Consider the following 20,514-nt stretch of genomic DNA (forward strand, 5'->3'; position numbering starts at 1 on the left):
AGCCTGCAACGTTAATTAATAGGGATATTATGCATAAGAGGGATCGACATTCCGTATAGACACCAAGAGATGCTTGAAGTGAGCTGAACTGGGTTGGTGCAATTGCGGAATGCCGATCCCTTTTGTCATTAGCGTCAATGGCACCCGTTACCTTCTAACCTAGTTGACAGCCATGAATCGGCAAAAAAGACTACTATTGAGCAGGAGATTTGGAGATGAAGAAATACTTTGCAATAGAAAATATATATGTAGTAGCAGCTGGCTGCATAGCCGTATGGCTCCTGTTCCTGGATCCGTTCATCGGCGTTGCGGACAACGGCGATTTTCTTCGTATTATGGGAACGGCCGGATTGAACTATTATGACGCTATGGAGTCCTATGGCGATCGTTTCTTTAGCTTTGCGCATGCGTTATTTGCTTATGATGATTTCTTTCGCGGCTTTTATCCTTCTACACAGATATTGCTGGTAACGATTGCGAGGTTCGCAGGGCAACTGCTGAACGGCTCCGCCTTCGATATTCGTATCTTGGGATTCATTTATATGGTTCTGTTGCTGGCAGCCGGTTATATCATTATGAAATACAACAAGACTCGATGCGGAATAACGGCCGTGACGCTTGCCGCATTAATGGTATTCCTGTTTACAGACATCGGGTATTTGGCTTACTTCAATACCTTGTTCGGGGAACCGGTATCGTTCGTATTTCTGCTGCTCACGATCGGAACGGGATTGATGCTGACGAATGTGCAATCCCCTTCCAGGAAGCTGCTTGTTCTATTTTTTGGATGCGCGTTGTTCCTCGTCTGCTCCAAAACGCAAAATGCTCCGCTCGGCATCGGCTTTGCTCTAATCGGGCTGCGTTATGCGTGGATGAAGGAGGAGAGCAAGTGGCGTATCCTTGGTGTAGCGCTGGCGGGGGCAACGGTGCTGGCTTCGGTCATCATGTATATAGGGGCGCCTAAAGATTTTAAACATATTAATATGTATCAGACCGTGTTCTTCGGCATCTTGTATGATTCGCCGGATGTGGAAGGAGACTTGGAACAGCTTGGTCTGCCGACGCATCTGTCTGTGCTGGCGGGCACGAACTACTTCCAAAGCGACACTGCTATACCGCAGAACGATCCGTCTCTGAAGGCAGATTTCTATGATCGGGTATCTCATATCGACGTCCTGCAGTTCTATATGAAAAATCCAAGTCGATTAATAGGATTGCTCCAATATGCGGCGGAACACAGCATGAACATCAGACCGTACTATCTGGGCAACTACTTGAAATCGGAGGGGGAGCCGCCGGGTGCACTGTCTTACAGCTTTAGTGGTTGGAGCGAATTTAAAAGGCACTGGATGCCCAATCAGCTTTGGTTTATTGCCGTATTTTTCGGGCTGTACTTTGCGGTTGTCATAACGGAATGGATTCGCAGCAGAGAGACTCGCGTCAGGGTTCGAATTGAACTGTTGGCGCTGCTGGGCTTGACGGGTATATTCAGCTTCATGATTCCTGTGCTCGGCGATGGCCGGGCAGATCTTAGCAAGCATCTATTTCTATTCAATGTCGTATTCGATATGATGGTTGCCGCCAGCATCGTCTGGCTGGTTCATCAGATTGCAAGCAGGCTGCGAATGCGTTGAACAGGGCGAAGACGTATATGGAGCCTGAAGCGGGTCCCAGCGCGATAGTGTCCTCTTAGCTAAAAGAAGGGAACAAGCGTTATATGAACAATAGATGAGAATGCCGGAATTCCCATTCTGTTCAATCGGGAGAGTGTGTTATACTGGAAACACTATGACTATCGAAATGAATCCAATGACGATACAACAGCATACGGAGAGCAAACGATGCGCAACATGCGGCGCGATGAAGCCGCTTGGTGATTTCCTGCGGAGAACGGGCAGGAGATCCGGCCGCTACGGGCGGCGAGGCACGTGTCGCTCGTGCAGGCGACAGGAGCGACACGTGCCGGAGCGGAGCGCGCTTGCACGCAGCGGCACTCGTGCGTCAGCGGAGCAGCGTGCGGCGCCCGGAGGCGGCGCGGTAGCGGGCGTGGAGCGAGCGCAGCAGGCGGCGGAGATCGGCGCGGGAGCTGGCGCGGATCGAGTACAGCAGCGTGCGGAGGCCGAAGGCGACGCGAGAGCAGGTGAGGAGCGGGCGCAACATGCGGCGGCGGAGAGTGGCGGCGCGAAGCTGCGCAGTAAGCCGCGCCGCAAGCGCCGCAGAGGCGGTGCCAAGCTGAATCGGCAGGAAGCCGCCGCAGCACCGGCAGCGCCGATGCGTCCTCATATGGGCGATCCTCGGGACGAGTCTCTGCTGCGCCCAACGCATAAGGGCTTTATTCGCATGCGCGGCAAGACGGACAAGGGGCGGCGCTGGTATCAGGAGATCGAGCCGGAACTGGCTCGCGTACTGGTGCGGGAAGGCGCCGCAGTCATTGTCAATCCGCGGACAATCAGGAGACTTTACAGCAACAAGGAGTTCCGCCATCTTATTCTGACGCGCGACAATTATACTTGCCGCTTCTGCGGTGAATACGGCGATACGATCGATCATGTGCTTCCGCGCGCCAAGGGTGGACATACGACGCCGATGAACTGCGTATGCGCATGCAATGAATGCAATCAGATGAAAGCAAGTAAGGATATGGACGAATTTCTGAATATGCTTCCCTCCAAGTAGAGTGATTCAGAGTGGTGAGTGATCAATATGTTTGCAAGAATAACAGCTAGCTCCTACTGGCATTCGGATGCAGGGGGAGCTTTTTTTTCATTTCTCGATATCACATTACCCGAGGCTATCTATCTCTTCCCATAGTGTGCTCGAAACTGCAGTGGAGTCATACCCGTCATTCGGCGGAACGAATATACGAAGTGACTAGCGCTCTGGAAGCCTACCGTCATAGCAATGTCCTTCACAGCAAGAGATTTCGAGGAAAGAAGCATATCCTTTGATTTCTGAACTCGGAACTGCAGCAAATATTGATATGGACTTATTCCCCAACTCTTGCGGAACAACGCATTCAAATACTGTGGGCTGACCTTCAGTGTATTGGCCATCCGTTCCAATCCAAGATCGGAATCTCCGTATGCTTCCTCAATAAGCAAATAAAGAGGCGTTAGCCTCTCATGGCCTTCGGACAGGGAAGGTTGCCTGCCGGCTTGTCCGAACTGCTTGATAAGCGTCAGAAAGGCATATACCTCAAGCGAACCGTTGGTTCCTGCTAGATCGAAGCTGTAATTGCATTTGCGATAAAATTGCTGGTGAATTTCTGCGAGCGGACAATCAGAATCCCAGCTTAGCGGCTGCATGTGCTGAAGATCAAACGATGCCGTGATGGGATTGGCGAGCGCTCCGTCGAAAGTCATAAACCATGTCGACCAGACGTTTGTATCTGCGTGATAGCTGTGACTAACGTTCGGTTTAAGCAGAATGCCCTGATTCGGATGCAGCTTCACCGTCCTTCCGTTCACAGAGAACTCGCCGACTCCCTCTACTGTATGCAGCCAATGGAAAGTGTGAAATCCCTTATCCCGATTGATAGCCCCTTGATGCGTCGACAAGCCGACACTGACCAGATGCAGCGGCAGCCCCCGATTGCGCTCCGTCGTTACGAAATGCCTACCATAGCTGCTAGTCATAACCGTCCCCCAGTTTCATTTTTCGATATTGAAAGCGTTATATTTGATATATTAATACGAAAATAGATCCATTAAAATAGCTTACATAGTTAAAATATCATACCTTGGGGAATGGGAGTGATAACAATGACTGTGAAGCTTGGATTTATCGGAACCGGGGGCATCGCCAATTATCATATTGGAAGTCTAGTTCAAATAAAGGATGTATCCTTAACCGCCTTCTGCGATGTCGACCTGGGGCGTGCCCAGAGGGCAGCTTCGGGGCACCATGGCGCGAAAGCGTATGCTAAGGTCGAGGATATGCTTGACGACAACAAGCTTGACGGTGTCTACATTTGCGTTCCGCCAATGGCCCACGGGGACGTTGAACGGCAGTTGATTGAACGGGCCATCCCCTTTCTAGTGGAAAAACCGCTCGGCATCGACCGCAACACACCTGCAGCCATCAGCCAGGCGGTCAAGGCCAAAAAGTTAATCACATCTGTCGGATATCACTGGCGCTACAGTGAAGCTACAAATGTAGCCAAACAACTGCTGGCCGACAGGACGCCTGGCATGGCACTCGGCTATTGGATGGGAGGCATGCCGATGGTGCCCTGGTGGAGAGTACAGACAGGGTCGGGTGGCCAATTCGTGGAACAGACAACGCATATTGTCGATCTGCTTCGCTACTTGTGCGGCGAGGTGACAGAAGTATACGCTGCTTATTCGCATAAAGTAATGGATAAGAAAGTGGAAGGGACAGATGTTCCCGATGTCGGAACAGTGACTTTGAAGCTTGCGAACGGCATGGTCGCTACCATATCCAACACATGTATGATGCCGGTCGTCCACCACGTCGGACTTGATATTTACACGGATAAAGGAGTGCTGGAGGTTCGCGGCAACTCACTGAAGGAGATCGGAAAGGAAGGCGTACTCACGCACACCAATAAGCTGCAGCCTACTGCCGCCGAGGATGAAGCTTTCATACACGCGCTGCGTACGGGTGACACCTCTCGTATTTTATCCGATTACGAAGACTCGCTCCGTACTCACGACATTACCATTGCCGCTAACGAATCCGCGGTCTCCGGTAAACCGGTATCACTTGCAACATTTTTATAGATTGGAGGAATGAATGATGAATTTTTCATTGTGCATCGGCGCTTATGGCGGCAAAGACATCATTTATCATTTGGAGAAACTGAAGGATCACGGCCTGCACGGCTTGGAGTATTATGCATGGTGGCAGCTTGATGATCTGAGACGAATCGCGAAGGAGCAAGAACGTATCGGCGTTGGCATTAGCGCGACATGCACGAGATTCATAAGCCTGGTTGACATATCGCTGAGAGAAGCGTATATTGCCGGCGTACGCGATACGATTGAAGCGTGCAAAATATTGAATGTCACCTCCATCATCTCTCAGACGGGCAATGAGCTGGCGGGGGTGCCTCGTGAAGAGCAGCGGTCTGTCATGGTGGAGACGCTTAAGCGTTGCGCACCACTGCTTGAAGAAGCCGGTATCGTCTTGGAGGTGGAGCCTCTCAACGGACTTGTCGACCATAAGGGACATTTCCTCCAGCGCTCGGACGAATCGGTAGAAGTGATCGACCGGATAGACAGTCCGAACGTCAAGCTCGTCTTCGACGTATATCACCAGCAGATCACGGAAGGGAACGTCACTCGGAATGCAACCAGTTACATTGACCGGATCAACCATTTCCATATCGCGGACAATCCGGGCCGCAAGCAGCCGGGTACAGGCGAGCTTAACTACGTGAACATCCTGCGGGCGATTAAAGAAACAGGCTTCTCCGGATTCGTGGGGCTGGAGTGCGGCTATACGATCGATACCGACGAAGCGATAGAGCAATTTAAGCGGGATATTGTTGCCCCCGTGTTAGGAAGCTAGCGTGTTCTTACGAGTACACCTCAATTGAAGAACAGGACATAGCGATAGAAACAAAATCACCACCGTTACATTCAGCAACGACGCTCACACATACCCCAGGGTGCTGTCCCGGTACGCGCCCGGGGATTGGCCGGTCAACTTGCGGAAGACGCGGATGAAGTAGTTGTAGTCGTCATAACCGACCTGTTCCGCAATCTCTTGCAGCGGTAATTGGCTGTGGCTCAACAACTGCTTGGCCCTCTCCACCCTGATCCATTGCAAATATTGCAGCGGACTCAATCCTGTATGTCTGCGAAGGCAGCGCGCCGCGTAATCTTCATGGAAGTGAAGCTCGCGGCGCATGTCCTCCGCATGATAAGAATGCGTCATACGCTCCTCCAAATAACGCATGACCATCTCCGCCACCTTGTAAGAACGCCGATCGTGCCCTCTCCGCTGCATGGATGCCTGTAGTTGCGACAGCAGCTGGCCCAGCAGTACCTGCAAATCCATCGCTCTATTCATCGTCAGTGACTTGCGTAACTCCAGCATTCGGTCCAATATAGGGCGAATGGCGGCCGCGTCGAAGGAGCCGTGCTTCGGTAAGTACAAGTATTGCTCGCGCGGCTGCAAGTCGAAATCCGTGCCTTCCGTGACACGATGCGTCCAGTCGATCTTGCCTTCTTCAATGCGGTTCACGGGAAGCTCATGCTTGAAATGTATCCAATACACTTCGGTCGGTTCTGTACACGGCCTATGTCCCACATGCATCTTGTTTCTCTCCAGAATAATCAGCTGGCCGGCCCCGATCTCATAGGGCTCTCCTTCCTCCGTCATATATAATGTCCCGGAGCACACGAGCAGGATGTCGTACACGCTGAAGGTGCGTTCGAAGTGCTGCGTACCGGGCGTCCACATGGCATATCCGCCTGTAATGAATTGCGGCAGCGGCGGTATGCGTAGCTGCAGGATGTTCATGATTGGTCCTCTCCTTGTATCGTCTCACTAAGCTCTATCATATCATTGCGGAAGTGTAGGGCAAAGGGGGGGGGAGCTGTGAAAAAAATACGACCGCAAGTCCGTAAATGCCGTGATGGCCATGTCCTAAGAAAAAAAAGGGGTCGGTATTGTGCTATAGATAGTCGATTCTATAACTGTCGAAGGCCAGGTCAATTCCTATAAACTGAGGGCATTACATCAGTTAAAGGAGTCGGTTCAATATGCGATTCAGACAGATTCATTTGGATTTCCATACTTCCGAGGCGGTAGAGGGGATTGGCAAGGATTTCTCCAAGACGCAATTCCAGGACATGCTGAAGCGGGGACATGTGGATTCCATCACCGTGTTCTCAAAATGTCATCACGGATGGGCTTACCATCCTTCCGAAGCGAATGAGATGCATCCGCATCTTGACTTCGATCTACTGGGAGCGATGATTGAAGCGGCGCACGAGATCGATGTGAAGACTCCGGTCTACCTGTCAGCAGGGCTCGACGAGAAGCTGGCCAGAAGGCATCCGGAATGGCTCAACCGCGACGAGCAGGACCGGACCAACTGGGTAAACAGCTTCCTGAAGCCGGGCTACCACCAGTTCTGCATGAACACGCCTTATCTGGATATTCTACTGAACCAGATCGAAGAGGTTGTGCAGCGCTACGATGCGGACGGCATCTTCCTCGATATTGTAGGCGTCAGACGTTGCTTCTGCCACAGCTGCCTGGAGACGATCCGATCCGCGGGCAACGATCCATTGGACCCGGACGTCCAAGTGAAGCATGGGGAGCGGGTGTACGCGAATTATACGCGTCGCGTCAGAGAGAGGGTTGACGCCATCAAGCCGGGACTGCCTGTATTCCATAATGGCGGCCACATCCGTCGTGGACGACGCGATCTCGCGGCGATGAACTCTCATCTGGAGCTGGAGTCACTGCCGACAGGCGGCTGGGGTTATGACCACTTCCCGCTGTCTGCGCGTTATGCGCAAGGGATGGGCATGGATTACCTGGGAATGACGGGTAAATTCCATACGACATGGGGAGAGTTCGGAGGATATAAGCATCCTGCAGCATTGAGATATGAGACGGCGCTGAGCATTGCTAACGGAGCGCGCTGCTCAATCGGCGATCAGCTTCATCCGGAAGGGCTTATGGATCCCGCTACGTATAGCATTATTGGCGAAGCCTACGGCGAAGTGGAGAAGAAGGAAGCATGGTGCACGGCAGCCCGCAACGTGGCCGACACTGCCCTTCTGTCTGTCGAATCCATTATATCCCAGGGGGCGGAATCTCAAGAGGATCGCACCGGCGCGTCGGATACAGGGGCGATCAGAATGCTGCTTGAAGGACATTATTTGTTCGATGTGGTAGATATGGAGAGCGACTTCGGCGCTTATAAGGTACTCATCCTGCCGGACCGGATTACAATCTCGGATGCATTGGCGGACAAGTTGAATGCCTTCACGGCTGGAGGAGGCAAGCTTCTCGCTACAGGCTCGTCGGGCTTGAATAAGGAGGGGACAGCCTTCGCTATTGACCTCGGAGTCCGCTATGTAGGGCCGAGCGCTTATAATCCGGAATATTTCTGTCCTTCTTTCTCACTGAAAAGCTTGCCGTCGGCTTCATTCGTCTTCTACTCCGAAGGGCATATCGTAGAGCCCGCTGCCGGAAGCAACGTTCTTGGATACCGGGAATTTCCGTATTTCAACAGGGAGGGCATCACCTTCTGCTCCCACCAGCATACGCCAAGCGCGAAGCGGAACGACGGCGCGGGCATGGTGGAGAGTGCGGGCGGCATCTATATCGCATGGAGCGTGTTCGAAGATTACGCGACGAAGGGGAGTCTGGCGCTGAAGGAAGTCGTCGTGCATGCGTTGGACCTGCTGCTTGGCGCAGAGAAGAGCCTTCGCGCCTCGCTGCCGGCGCAAGGCATCGCGACCTTAATGGAGCAGCAGGAGGAGCGGCGTTATGTGAACCACTTGCTCTATGCGGTTCCCGTCAAGCGCGGCGATGGCGTCGAGGTGATCGAAGATATCGTTCCGCTCTACAACATTGAGGTGGAGGTCAAGCTTCCTGCGGAGGCGAAGCGCATCTACTTAGCGCCGGAGATGACGGAGCTGCCCTATGTGCAGGATGCGGAAGGGCGAGTCAGCTACACGCTGCCGAAGCTGGAATGCCATCAGATGATCGTACTGGAGACGTAGAAGATAATCGCTAATCCTCGGCAAAGATCGGCTTGGCGGGCAGAGCTGACGGGTCTTGCCGGTATGCCTTCGGCGTCATGCCGGTCATCTGATGGAACATGGCGCTGAATTGCGAGGGTGTCGAGAAGCCGCATTCCACGGCAATGGCGGAAATCTTCATCCGCGTGGTGGACAGCAGCTCCAGCGAGCGCTCCAGCCGCTTCATAATCATATAGTTACGGGGCGAAAGCCCCGTTCTTTCTTTGAAGGCGTGTCGAAAGCGGTCGAAGCTGTAGCCGGACAGATGCGCCAGATTGTGCAAGTCAATGCTGTGCATGTAATTCTCCTTCATATAATTGAGGGCGTAGATCATGCGATCCTCCTTCTCCAAGTCGTCCATGCTGACCTGCGGCAGGCGGCATACCTCCAGCAGCAGCTGTCCCCCGATCAGATTCAACTGCAGCGAATGGAAGCTGCGCTTCTCCATGAATTCCTTCTTCATCGCTTGTAGCAACTGCCATATCGTTCTGTGCTCGTCATCGTGGTAGATGCCGCTTGGCAAGTTGACGGGAATATCGTCGTATTCGAATCCGATGAAGAACACCTCCGTATCCGTATAACGCTTCTCGTCATGCGGCGTATGGGGGCGGATGATGGCGAACGTGCGCGGAGCGTATTCGTACCGGGTATCTCCGATATGCGTGTAGCCGGAGCCCTTACGGTAATAGACAAGCTCGAAGCAGCCATGCTTGTGCATGCCCGGAGAAGCTGCCTGGGACAGGTGATAAAACTGCAGAAAGTTCAGATTGAAGTTCATCGCAACTCATCCTTCCTTCCATCTTCATGTCCATTGCGTGATAGAAATTAGCCAGTCTGTTATAGATAAGCCTTTTCATTAACTATATGATGGATTCATGAGTTATTTCAATAATAATTCATGAAACTATCATTATTTGGTCCTGCAATAATTTATAATTATTATTTATTGTGTTGTTAGGTCCCTGAAAGGATGCTGAAGCAGGTTATGACAGAAGTGATTGTGGATACGGATATCGGCGGGGACATCGACGACCTGCTTACCCTGGCCATGGCCGCACGCTCTCCCGAGATTCGGCTTGTCGGAGTGACGACGGTCGGACAGCAGCCGGAGAAGCGGGCAAGCATTGCGCGTGCGCTGCTCGTGCTGAACGGAATGGGCCATATTCCCGTAGCGGCGGGAGCTGCATTGCCTCTGTCCGGGCAATGGCGGTATGAGGAGCCGCCCAACCAATACGGGGATGAACTGGCGCATTATGGAACGGAAGCGGAGGAAGACGGAGCCGATCTGATGATCAGGCTGGTCAATGCCGCGCCGGGGCGGATCAGCGTGATGGCGATCGGCGCCATGACGAATGTAGCATTGGCTATAACGAGATCACCTGAATTTTCTAAAAATGTAAAAGAAATAATTATTATGGGCGGCGAATATGAAGCGCATTACAAAGAGTGCAATATTGTAAGCGATCCGGAAGCGGCGGACGTGCTGTTCCGGTCCGGGATTCCCATTACTGCGGCGGGCCTGGAGGTATGTCTGGAGCTGGCATGCGATACGGATGAGGTAATTGCTACATTGCAAGCTACGAATACGGAGCAGTCGCGCTATTTGGCCGTGCTGGTGAAGCGCTGGAAGGCTGTCGGCGTCAACAGGCCAATCATTATGTTCGATGCGATACCGCTTGCCATTCTCATTGACCGCAGCTTTGTCCGGACGGAGTGGAAGCGGGTGCAGGTGGAGACGAAGGGCGAGCATACGAGGGGGATGACGTTCAGCTTGAAGCCGCATTTCGGCGAAGTGCAGGAGGGGGAGCCGAATGTGCACGTATGTGTAGATGTCGACCATAAGAGGTTGATGACGATGTTCCGAGAGAGGGTGCTGGAGGAGACATTTGAAGCAGCCGATATGAAAACGGTTTCTGAGATTGCGGCACGCGCTTTTGAAGGAGGTGAAGCTTAGATTGGGGCACTTGGCCCGACAGGAATAGCTTCAACCTTGGGGCGGCTTGAACGGCTGTCCGAGCGCAGGCAGTAAGGCATGTACAGATAAAGGGGTTCTTAACGAAAAGGGAGGATATCGATATGAAGCTTCAATTATTCAAAATGACGCTGGCTGTCATCATGGTGTTCGCCGTATTGGCGGGCTGCTCCGGCAACGGCAACAATGGCAACAACGGCAACAATGGAAAAGGCGGCAATACGGGAGCGACGGACAACGCCGGAGGCAATAGCGACGGCGAGTCGGCCCAGAAGGAGGAGCCGGTGACGCTTAGAGTTTCTTTCTTCCAGGGCGGCTATGGCGACTCCTGGTTCGTATGGTTGAAGGAACAGTTCGAGCAGCAATATGAGCATGTGACGATCGAGCTGGAGGGCAATCCGAAGATGAATGAAATTATCCAGCCGCGGATGGAATCGGGCACGAATGTGCCGGATATTGTATTCGTTGACGATTCTCTCATGCGCAAGTGGGGACCTGCCGGCCTACTCACGGACATTACCGATCTGTATCAGGAACCGCTCGCGGACGGCAAGACGATTGCCGGGACGATTACGGATTCCACCGACAATGCGATGGATGTATTCGGCAAGCGTTATGGCGTGCCGTGGACGAAGTTGACGCAAGGCATTATCTACAATGTGAAGATGTTCGAGGAGAACGGCTGGACGTATCCCGAGACGTGGGAAGAGATGGAGGAGCTGGTGGAGCAGATCAAGGCGAAGGGAATCGCTCCGTTCACCTATCCCGGCCAATACCCAATGTATCTGTTCCCGTTCGGTCATGCGGCATATCTGCAATACGGCGGTCCGGAATTCATCGAGAAGCTGACGAATCCGTCCGAGGAGGATATTCCGTCGCTCTATGAGCATGCCGGCTTCAAGCGGGCATATGGCTTGCTGGAGCAGATGATCCAGGAGGACTGGATGCTGAAGGGGACGCTGGCGCTGAACCATACGGAATCGCAGATGGAGTTCCTGCGCGGCAAGGCGGCTATGATTCTGAACGGCGAATGGCTGGAGAATGAAATGAAGGATGCTCTGCCGGAAGGCTTCAGCATGCGCATGATGCCGATTCCTCCAGCAGCGGACGCTGTCGTGAAGGAACCTGTCATCGAGTCGCTGACATCCGGCTTCGGCGGTATTCCAAGCGCTTCCAAACATCAGGAGTGGGCGAAGAAGTTCCTGCTGTTCACGTCTACGGAGGAAGCCAACCGCAAGTTCACGGAGCTGACGGGATCATCCCGTGCGTTCACCTACTCTGTCGATGGCTTGCCGATCAGCGACTTCACGAAGAGCGTGCTGGAAGCGACGAATACGTACAAGACGATTGCGCTCGTATACAAGCCGCAAGCGTTGGAAGAAAGCCCGGGCATCGACGCCTATTCGGCAATCGCTTCCGGCAGCAAGACGGTAGACGAGGTTGTAGAAGCGAATATGAAGCTGTCTCCCGACAAGTGGAAGGAAAAGCAGAAGCTTCTGAACACGCAGTAGCGGGTAGAGGGAAGAGGGAGAGGAAGGATCAGGTCTGGATAGTGCAGGCGCTGGTCCTTCTCCGTCCATTCTAGCCACATCCTTCTCCGGCACCGACATTAGCATCAGCATCACAAGAAAGGATACAGAATGCTTATGAAACTCCCCATTACGAAACGAGGCATATTCATTGCAGTTATGCTGGCATGGCCGCTGCTGCATTATGGTGTGTTCGGGCTTTACCTGCAGATCCAGACGCTGCTCTATTCCTTTCAATTTTGGAATCCGCTTACAGGCAAGCGGACGTGGGTCGGCTTCGACAACTATGTGTCCGCGTTCAAAGGAATGGCGAACGATGTCGTATGGATCTCCGCGATCAAGAACAGCCTGCTGTTCATTCCCGTCAATCTCATGACGCTGGCGATTTCCTTTGTCGTGGCGCTCATTTTGCACCGGAGGCTGCCTTTTGCGCGATTCTACCGAGTCGTGTACTTCTTTCCCTCCATCATCTCCATTGTGGTCATTACGATGGTGTTCTCCTTCTCGCTCAATCCGACGCAAGGAATTGTCAATGGACTGCTGGGCCTGCTGGGTCTGGAGGAGTGGCAGCGGGCGTGGCTGGGCGATACGAAGACGGCGCTTCTCTCCGTATTCGTATTCTATGTATGGGTGACGATCGGCTGGAACAATGTCATCATTACCGGCTCGCTGCAGCGCATCCCGACGGACTTCTTCGAGGTCGGCAAGCTGGACGGCATCGGCTTCTGGAAGGAGCTGTTCAGCATCGTGGTTCCATCCGCCTGGCCGGCGATATCGACCCTGCTTATACTGGGGACGAGCGGCGCCTTCACCATCTTCCTGCAGCCGCTCTTGCTGACGAACGGCGGACCGTTCAGCTCTTCCACGACTGTGGCGCTGGAGATGTACCGGCTTGTCGTGGAGAAGAATTCCTACGGACTGGCGGCGGCGTACGGCATGATCTTCGCGCTGCTCGGATTTGTCGTCGTATGGAGCATCAAGTGGTTGACGGAACGGTATGAGACGTCGGAGTTCTAGAGCGTGGACAGGAAGGGGAATGGAGATATGAATTCGGAACGCAAAACGTTGGGGCAGCTTGCTCTTCGCACGGTCATTCAGTTGTTGTTCATGGCTTATGCGGCCAGCTTGATCTACCCGTTCATATGGATGCTGATCAACTCGCTCAAGAGCAATCAGGAGTTCTTCATGGACATATGGTCGCTGCCGAAGGAATGGCGCTGGGATAATTACGCGTCGGCGTGGTCGTCGGCGAATATCGGCAAGTACTTCTTCAATAGCGTATGGATGACGGCGATCGGCACGTTCACATCCGTCATGTGCGCCGCCATGCCGGCTTATGTGGTGGCGAAGTACAAATTCAAGGGCTCGAATATCGTATATGCGCTGGCTATCGTAGGCTTCCTTATCCCTACCGTGGGGACGTTCGGCCCGTGGTATCTGCTTATGCAGCAGCTCGGGTTGTTCAATCCGTTGGGCGTTATGCTTGGCTATGCGGGAGGCATCGGATTCAACATGATTATTTTGTATTCCTTCTTCAAGGGAATCAGCTGGGAATACGCCGAAGCGGCGTTCATGGACGGAGCGGGACACTTCCGCGTCTTCCTGCTCATTATGCTGCCGCTCGCCAGAGGGGGCATCGTGGCGGTGTGCATCTTCGCGGTCATCGGCATATGGAACGATTACTTCCAGCCGTTCATTCTGCTGCAGGATACCAGCCAATATACGATTGCGGTAGGGCTTGCCAATCTGGTGGAGGTGCAGAAGTACAGCGCCAACTACACGGTATTGTTCGCAGCGATGTGGATTGCGGTGCTGCCGATTCTGATCGCCTACCTGTTCCTGCAGGAGAAGCTCATATCCGGCTTCGCGATGGGCGGGCTGAAAGGGTAGTAAATGCAAGATCAAAGTGAAGAAAGGTGTTGAGGCAACGGATGAGAAGCGTGAAGGCGATACTCATGTTGACGATGCTTATGTCACTACTGGGAAGCGGAACAGGATGGGCTGAAGAAGCAAGCCAGAAGGAGGCGGCTGCTGTGCAAAACAGGCAAGGTGGAGGAACGGTGCCGCCCACGTTCCAGATCGGTACGCATAACGGCGCTCCGGCGCTCTTCGTGAACAGCGAGCCGGAGTTCCCTATGTTTCTGTTTGAGCAAGAGATATCTGCACAGGATGCAGCGGTGTTCCAGGATGCCGGGGTGAAGTTGTATTCCTTCATCGAGAAGACCAGCTTCCTGGATCTCGGCTGGACTGGTCCCGACCAGCAAGACTTCACGACGGTAGACGGCGTGATGGATATATTCGCCGGCCGGGTAACGGACGGCTACGCGCTGCCAAGGCTGCATCTATGGGCGCCGGAATGGTGGCTGCAGCAGAATCCGGCGGAAGCGGTAGGCTACGCGATCGATCCCGGCACCAACCCTGTGACGCGCGATGCCTCTATGGCCTCGCAGCTCTGGCGCGATGAGGCGGGAGCGATGCTGCGTTCCATGGTGCGCCATCTGCTGGACGGTCCGCATCGCAATCAATTGATGGGCTTCACGCTGTCCGCAGGCATGTACGGGGAATGGCATAACTGGAATTCGGAGTACTTGCCGGATACGAGCGAGCCGATGCGTCTGGCTTTTATCGAGCATGTGAAGGCGAAGTACGGGAATGATGTGAACGAGCTGCGTAACGCATGGGGGGATCCATCCGTTACGTTCCAGTCCGTCATGATCCCAACCGCCGCGGATCGCTCTGCAAGCGACGTCGGCTTGTTCCGCGATCCTTCCCTGTCGACGCGGCTATCCGATTATTACGAGGCTTACCAGTTGTCTGTGGTGGATGCGATCAACCACTTCGCCGGCATTGTGAAGGATGAGAGCAATGGACAGCTCATTGTCTCCGTCCTGTACGGTTATACGCCGGATATGGGGTATATGCCGCAGGAGGTGCATCATCGGGAGGCGGCGCTCGCTCACCGCCTTACGAATGTGGATCTGTTGACTTCGCCGCATACGTACTGGAGAAGGGGGCCGGGAGAGGACGGCTCGCTGCGCACGTACAGCGACAGTCTTGCGCTGCACAATAAGCTGTTCATCGACGAAGCGGACGACCGCACGCATCTTGCGCCGCCGGGCACTTCGTTCGTGCTGGCCTCCAATATGGCGGAATCACTCGGCATTCTGCAGCGGGCGCTCGGTCAGGCGGTCACACATGCGACCGGTATGTGGTACATGGACCATTCCTCCGGACTATGGCATGACGCGCCCGAGATTGCCGCCGAATTCAAGCGGCTGAAGCACTGGGGCGATTACTCCATGCATCTGCCGCGTGAACGCAATTCCGAAGTGGCGGTCATCTCATCCAACCAGAGCGCTTATTATTTGGGAGGAGACAAGGATGTTACCGCGAACTTCTATGAAGGCCCTGTTGTGGGCCGACCGCAAGGAGTAGGTGAGCTAAGCAAGGCGGGGGCGCCTTACGACCGCTATTTGATCGAGGATTTGGTGGAGGGGCGGATTCCGGACCGCTATAAGGTGTACATCTTCCTGGATACGTTCCTGTTGACCGGTCAGCAGCGCGCAGCAATCGAGTCTCTCAAGGACAACGACCGCACGCTGGTGTGGAACTGGGCGCCCGGCTATGTCGGCGAGCCCGGGGAAGGGCTGTCGATCGACCGAATGGAGAGCCTGACAGGATTTACTCTACAGCAGACTGTGGCGGGCGGGGGACCGATTGCCAATCCCGTACCGCTGCTGACGGAGGACTTCGAAGGGGGAAGCTTCGCATCGAGCCCATTCACAGGAGGGCATAACAACTATGGCGAGATCACATCTGCCGCGGGAGAAGTCGTATCGGACAGCTACTCTGTTCATGGCGAAGCACCCGCAACGACAGACTGGTATGAATTCCTGTATAGCGACGACAGTGAAGTGGCGCTGGAAGCGGGAGCGACTTATGAGGTGAGCTTCAAGGCCAAGACGACGGCTTCGCCGGGGACGGACGGTTACTTCTACTTCCTGGCGAGGACCGGGGAGGGAGGAGTCGCGCAGGATGTCGGCGTGAATAGCTGGATCGATGCGCCCGGCGCCTCCTACGAGAAGAGCTTTACGTTCACACTGAAGCACTTCGACGATTATCGTCTCATCTGGGGGCTTCATAACGGAGGCGGACTATCGGTTGACGATATTGTCATTACGAAGGTGGGCGAGCCCGGAGCGCAGCCATTGTCTTATGAATTGGATTCCGGCATGTTCCCTGGTGTAACTGAAGTGTACGGCGATACGCCGCTGGACCCGCTGTTCCAGGCGGATGCGACGGGCGCAAGCGTATGGGCAAGCTCCGTGAAGGACGGCAGCCCGGCTATCGTCGTGAAGGATCTGGCCGATTGGCGCAGCGTGTATGTCAGCTCCACGCCGATTCCTGCGCCTGTGCTGAACAAGCTATATAAGGATGCGGGAGTACATGTGTATTCCGACAGCTATGACAATGTGGAAGCGAACGCTTCATGGATTAGCGTCCATGCTGCAGCAGCGGGGACGAAGACGATCAAGCTGCCTCAGCCGACGCCGGTGTTCAACATCATCTCCAATGAACTGATCGGCACATCGGTCACGCAGTTCCAACTGAATATGGCGGCAGGCGAGACGGCGATCTTCGTCTTGGACAATCCCGCTGTATCGGGCGCGATGACGGAAACGTTCGAGAGCGGAAGCTTCGGCGACAGCTACTACTTGCCGGGCTTCACCGGCACATACGGGCAGTTGACGGACGATCCGAACCGTGTCATAGCGGGGGACTATTCCGCGTATGGCGGAGCATCCGCTTCGACGGACTGGTATGAGTTCCTGTATAGCGATCCCGGCAGGGTCGTGCTGGAGGCCGGCGCGTCATACCGGGTGGGCTTCAAGGCCAAGACGGTTGTGTCACCGGGGACGAATGGCTACTTCTACTTCCTGGCCCGCACACCAACGGGCGGTATCACGAAGGATGTCGGCGTATACAATTGGATCGATGCGCCAGGCGATCCTTACACGAAGAGCTTCACCTTCACATTGGATCAGTACGACGATTACAAGCTGATCTGGGGTCTGCATAACGGCGGTTCCTTGAGTGTGGACGATATTACGGTTACGAAGCTGGATTAAAGGACATATCCCCGGATCACTTGGAATGACATATAATCCAGTTAGCCCGAGGCATCACCGTGCTTAGACTTATTGAAATGCAGTCCCGCAATCGCGGCCACAGGCGGGCTCAGACAACTAATCGCATATGTTTATCTTGGCTTCGTCCTTCGGCTTTGCTGAGGAGGAGGCTTTCTTTTCGTGCAATAACGGGTTGGTCAGGCTGAGATTTGGACAAAGGAATGATATAGTATAGAGAGGAAGTGTGGAAATTCGGACGGACAAGCTGCGAGAGAGGAAGCGCTTGTGCCGCAGAAGGAAAGGTAGTGGATATCCAATGCATGCAGAGACGTTATCCTTGTTCAAAACATTGACGGAATTGCCCGGCGCTCCGGGCTTCGAGTCCCAAGTACGGGCATTCGTCCGGGAGCAGATTGCCCCGGTATCCGATGAGATCATAACAGACCGGCTCGGCAGTATCTTCGGAGTTCGCCGGGGAGAAGAAGGCGGTCCGAAAATCATGGTGGCGGGCCATATGGATGAAGTGGGCTTCATGGTCACGCAGATTACGCCGCATGGCATGCTGAAGTTCTCGCCGCTTGGCGGCTGGAACAACGGAGTGCTCCCTGCACAGCGAGTGCAGGTTATCACTTCAAGCGGGGCGCTGGACGGCGTCATCGCCACTCCGCCGATGCTCGGCAAGGATCGCGACAAGACGGTTGACATGGAGCAGATGTTCATTGACATCGGCGCTTACAGCAAGGAGCAAGCGATGGAGCTTGGCGTTAAGCCGGGACAGCAGATCGTGCCGGTATGCCCGTTCACGCCGCTTGCCGATGGCCGCACGATTATGGCGAAGGCGTGGGACAACCGCTACGGCGTCGGCCTTGCCATCGAGCTGCTCAAGGCGCTGAAGGATGAGAAGCTGCCGAATACGCTGTATGCGGGAGCGACGGTGCAAGAGGAGGTCGGACTGAAGGGAGCCCATACGGCGGCCGAGCTCATTCAGCCGGATATCGCCTATGTGCTGGATGCCAGCCCGGCATTCGATGCGACCGGCGACCGCTCGGCGTTCGGCCGGCTCGGCGACGGCACCTTGCTGCGCATACTGGACGGCGCCATGATCACGCATCGCGGATTGGTGGAATTCGTCACCGACATCGCGGACAGCTGCGGCATCAAGTATCAGTATTATGTCGGCAAGGGCACGACCGATGCGAGCCGTGTCCAGCTGCATGGCATCGGCGTGCCGTCTACGGTCATCGGCATTTGCACCCGCTATGCGCATACGTCGTCTTCCCTCATTCATACGGAGGATTACGCGCAAGCGAAGGAGCTGCTGATTCAGCTTGTGAAGCACACTGATCGTTCGGCCCTGGAGACGATTGTGGGATAACGGGAAGGGCTGTCCCCTTGATCTCGTACGAAAGAACACCCCCGATGAGCATGACGGGATGGCAGTAATGAAGAAAAAGCGTAAGTTCTCGGGATATGTTCATCTCGGAACTTGCGCTTTTTTTGAGGAGCCAATCCGGTTGCTGAGCCATTGGGCATAGGCTATAATATGTGATAAATTGAGAGCGTTTTCCATAAGTGTGACGATTAGGAAGGGGATGCTTCTATATCGATGAAGAAGCTGAAAGTTCTTATAGTTGACGATGAGCTTCCTCTCAGACAGGAGCTTCGGATGTTTCCATGGGAGGACTGCGATGCCATATTAATTGGCGAAGCCAGCAATGGAGAAGAGGCATTGCGCATTTGCGCAGAAGTTTGCGTTCCAGATGTTGTGATCACAGATATTACGATGCCGATTATGGACGGAATCGCGCTTATTCGGGAACTTAAGAAGCGGTATCCCATTGTGCAGATTGTACTTTTAACTTGTCACAGTGAATTTCAATACGCTCAGGAAGCGCTCCGCTTAGGAGCGCTTGAATACATTTTGAAAGCGGCAATTGACGATGGCGAGTTAAAACAAGTGTTGGATAAAGGAAGACTTGCGATAAAGAGAGAACGAAAGTCATTAGATAGTGAGAAAGCTGAAAAAAGACAACTGCAAGAAGCATTGTTTGGCAAGCTTCTGCATCAACAACAATTGAATAACGCCGACTGGAAAGCTTTTGAACTGGACGGGAGGTCCGCGTATCAATTGATTCGTTTCATTGTCGATGTTCCGGACACGTTGTATTTGACGATCAAACATCGTGTACAATGCTTATTTTCAGAGCTTGAGGCTTCTCATTCGGATAGACTGACATGGTTATCCGTTCGAAAGCAGGAATATTTCGTTATTTTTATTGTACAAGATTGGGATAAGGAGCCTGTTATAAACACGATTGAAGACGTGATTAGCAGGTTGAATGCGATGATAAGCGGAGCAGAGAGGCCGCATGAGTATACGCATGCCGTTCAAGCCGTAATAAGCGAGCCGTTCGCGAAAGGAGAGGAACTTGTTCATTCCATCGACGGTACAACGGCATGGATAGAAGCGCTGTTCTACGACAGCTTGGAAGGGAACAAGGTTCATTCGGGTCTTCCTCATCCTCTGAATCCAATTACGGATACGCATGTGAAGGAAATAAGCGAGATGTTAAGAAAGTCTGCTTGGTCTGCGGACAGCTTGCTTGCATGCTTGAAGACGGAGTTTTTCAATTGGTGCGTCATACAGCGCATTCAGCCGGTGCAGCTTAAGCAGCGCATACTGGGCTGGTTGGTAGAGTGGTTGAAGCTGCAAGGAGACGCTGAGTTAATCAACCCAACTATCACTAATTTAATGGCAGTGCGAAGCTTGCCCCAAATGATGGATAGCTTAATCACAGCTATTGTAAAGGTAGAGAGCGAGAGGTCGCAATCCCGATCCGAGATTCGCTCCGCGCTCCAATGGATTCGAGACAATTTGAAGCAGCCCCTATCGTTGCCGATTATTGCCGAGCAGGTCGGTTTAAGTCCCCAGTATGTTAGCCGGTTGTTCCGCGAGGAGACAGGCGTCTCCGTTACACAGTATATTACACAATTACGGATGGAGAAGGCTATGGAATTGCTCAAACAAACGAATATGAAAATATATGAAATAGCGGAAGAGGTAGGCATTCCCAGTTATCGTTATTTCACCGTCATGTTTCGCAACTGGACGGGGGTTCCTCCGACGGATTATAAAAGGAACACTTAACGACAGA

General features: G+C 53.6%; 15 protein-coding genes. 12 read left to right on the forward strand and 3 right to left on the reverse strand.

The features are described 5' to 3' along the window. Positions 1–215 precede the first annotated feature (215 nt). Both wsfD and ACFQ2I_RS15280 read left to right on the forward strand, forming a co-directional pair. Positions 216–1,634: a glycan biosynthesis hexose transferase WsfD gene (wsfD, locus tag ACFQ2I_RS15275; protein ID WP_377565483.1), complete on the forward strand. Its 1,419-nt coding sequence runs from the start codon at positions 216–218 to the stop codon at positions 1,632–1,634. A 166-nt stretch (positions 1,635–1,800) separates the two neighbouring features. Beyond that, positions 1,801–2,676, forward strand: a complete 876-nt coding sequence (locus tag ACFQ2I_RS15280; protein ID WP_377566008.1) for an HNH endonuclease — start codon at positions 1,801–1,803, stop codon at positions 2,674–2,676. Between the two features lie 119 nt (positions 2,677–2,795). On the opposite strand, the gene ACFQ2I_RS15285 is transcribed toward ACFQ2I_RS15280, so the two are convergent. After that, positions 2,796–3,635, reverse strand: coding sequence for a helix-turn-helix transcriptional regulator (locus ACFQ2I_RS15285; RefSeq protein WP_377565485.1), 840 nt, complete (start codon positions 3,633–3,635; stop codon positions 2,796–2,798). Between the two features lie 126 nt (positions 3,636–3,761). On the opposite strand from ACFQ2I_RS15285, the gene ACFQ2I_RS15290 reads away from it, so the two are divergent. Beyond that, positions 3,762–4,742 (forward strand): Gfo/Idh/MocA family protein, encoded by a 981-nt coding sequence (locus ACFQ2I_RS15290; protein ID WP_377565488.1) that lies wholly within the window; start codon positions 3,762–3,764, stop codon positions 4,740–4,742. Between the two features lie 16 nt (positions 4,743–4,758). Beyond that, positions 4,759–5,532, forward strand: a complete 774-nt coding sequence (locus ACFQ2I_RS15295; protein WP_377565491.1) for a TIM barrel protein — start codon at positions 4,759–4,761, stop codon at positions 5,530–5,532. Between the two features lie 84 nt (positions 5,533–5,616). On the opposite strand, the gene ACFQ2I_RS15300 is transcribed toward ACFQ2I_RS15295, so the two are convergent. Beyond that, complete coding sequence (locus ACFQ2I_RS15300; RefSeq protein WP_377565494.1) at positions 5,617–6,489, reverse strand: AraC family transcriptional regulator; 873 nt, start codon at positions 6,487–6,489, stop codon at positions 5,617–5,619. Positions 6,490–6,731: 242 nt separating this feature from the next. Here ACFQ2I_RS15300 and ACFQ2I_RS15305 point away from each other — a divergent pair, with 242 nt between their 5' ends. Then, positions 6,732–8,711, forward strand: a complete 1,980-nt coding sequence (locus tag ACFQ2I_RS15305; protein ID WP_377565497.1) for a beta-galactosidase trimerization domain-containing protein — start codon at positions 6,732–6,734, stop codon at positions 8,709–8,711. A 10-nt stretch (positions 8,712–8,721) separates the two neighbouring features. On the opposite strand, the gene ACFQ2I_RS15310 is transcribed toward ACFQ2I_RS15305, so the two are convergent. Continuing rightward, on the reverse strand, positions 8,722–9,507 hold the full coding sequence (locus tag ACFQ2I_RS15310) for a helix-turn-helix domain-containing protein (protein ID WP_377565500.1): 786 nt from the start codon (positions 9,505–9,507) through the stop codon (positions 8,722–8,724). Between the two features lie 207 nt (positions 9,508–9,714). On the opposite strand from ACFQ2I_RS15310, the gene ACFQ2I_RS15315 reads away from it, so the two are divergent. The 7 genes from ACFQ2I_RS15315 to ACFQ2I_RS15345 all read left to right on the forward strand — a co-directional run bounded on the left by ACFQ2I_RS15315 (position 9,715) and on the right by ACFQ2I_RS15345 (position 20,507). Continuing rightward, on the forward strand, positions 9,715–10,683 hold the full coding sequence (locus ACFQ2I_RS15315; protein WP_377565503.1) for a nucleoside hydrolase: 969 nt from the start codon (positions 9,715–9,717) through the stop codon (positions 10,681–10,683). A gap of 122 nt (positions 10,684–10,805) precedes the next feature. Beyond that, complete coding sequence (locus tag ACFQ2I_RS15320; RefSeq protein WP_377565506.1) at positions 10,806–12,212, forward strand: extracellular solute-binding protein; 1,407 nt, start codon at positions 10,806–10,808, stop codon at positions 12,210–12,212. 129 nt (positions 12,213–12,341) lie between these two features. Further along, positions 12,342–13,247 carry a carbohydrate ABC transporter permease gene (locus ACFQ2I_RS15325; RefSeq protein ID WP_377565509.1) on the forward strand — a complete coding sequence of 302 codons (906 nt, stop codon included), beginning with the start codon at positions 12,342–12,344 and terminating at the stop codon, positions 13,245–13,247. 27 nt (positions 13,248–13,274) lie between these two features. Further along, a complete protein-coding gene (locus tag ACFQ2I_RS15330) occupies positions 13,275–14,120 on the forward strand; it encodes a carbohydrate ABC transporter permease (protein ID WP_377565512.1) in 846 nt (281 codons plus the stop codon). 41 nt (positions 14,121–14,161) lie between these two features. Beyond that, complete coding sequence (locus tag ACFQ2I_RS15335) at positions 14,162–17,359, forward strand: hypothetical protein (RefSeq protein WP_377565515.1); 3,198 nt, start codon at positions 14,162–14,164, stop codon at positions 17,357–17,359. Positions 17,360–17,675: 316 nt separating this feature from the next. Continuing rightward, complete coding sequence (locus tag ACFQ2I_RS15340) at positions 17,676–18,734, forward strand: M42 family metallopeptidase (RefSeq protein WP_377566010.1); 1,059 nt, start codon at positions 17,676–17,678, stop codon at positions 18,732–18,734. Between the two features lie 231 nt (positions 18,735–18,965). Next, a complete protein-coding gene (locus ACFQ2I_RS15345; RefSeq protein ID WP_377565518.1) occupies positions 18,966–20,507 on the forward strand; it encodes a response regulator transcription factor in 1,542 nt (513 codons plus the stop codon). Positions 20,508–20,514 lie beyond the last annotated feature (7 nt).

The organism is Paenibacillus chungangensis (genome assembly GCF_042675905.1).
GTDB lineage: Bacteria > Bacillota > Bacilli > Paenibacillales > Paenibacillaceae > Pristimantibacillus > Pristimantibacillus chungangensis.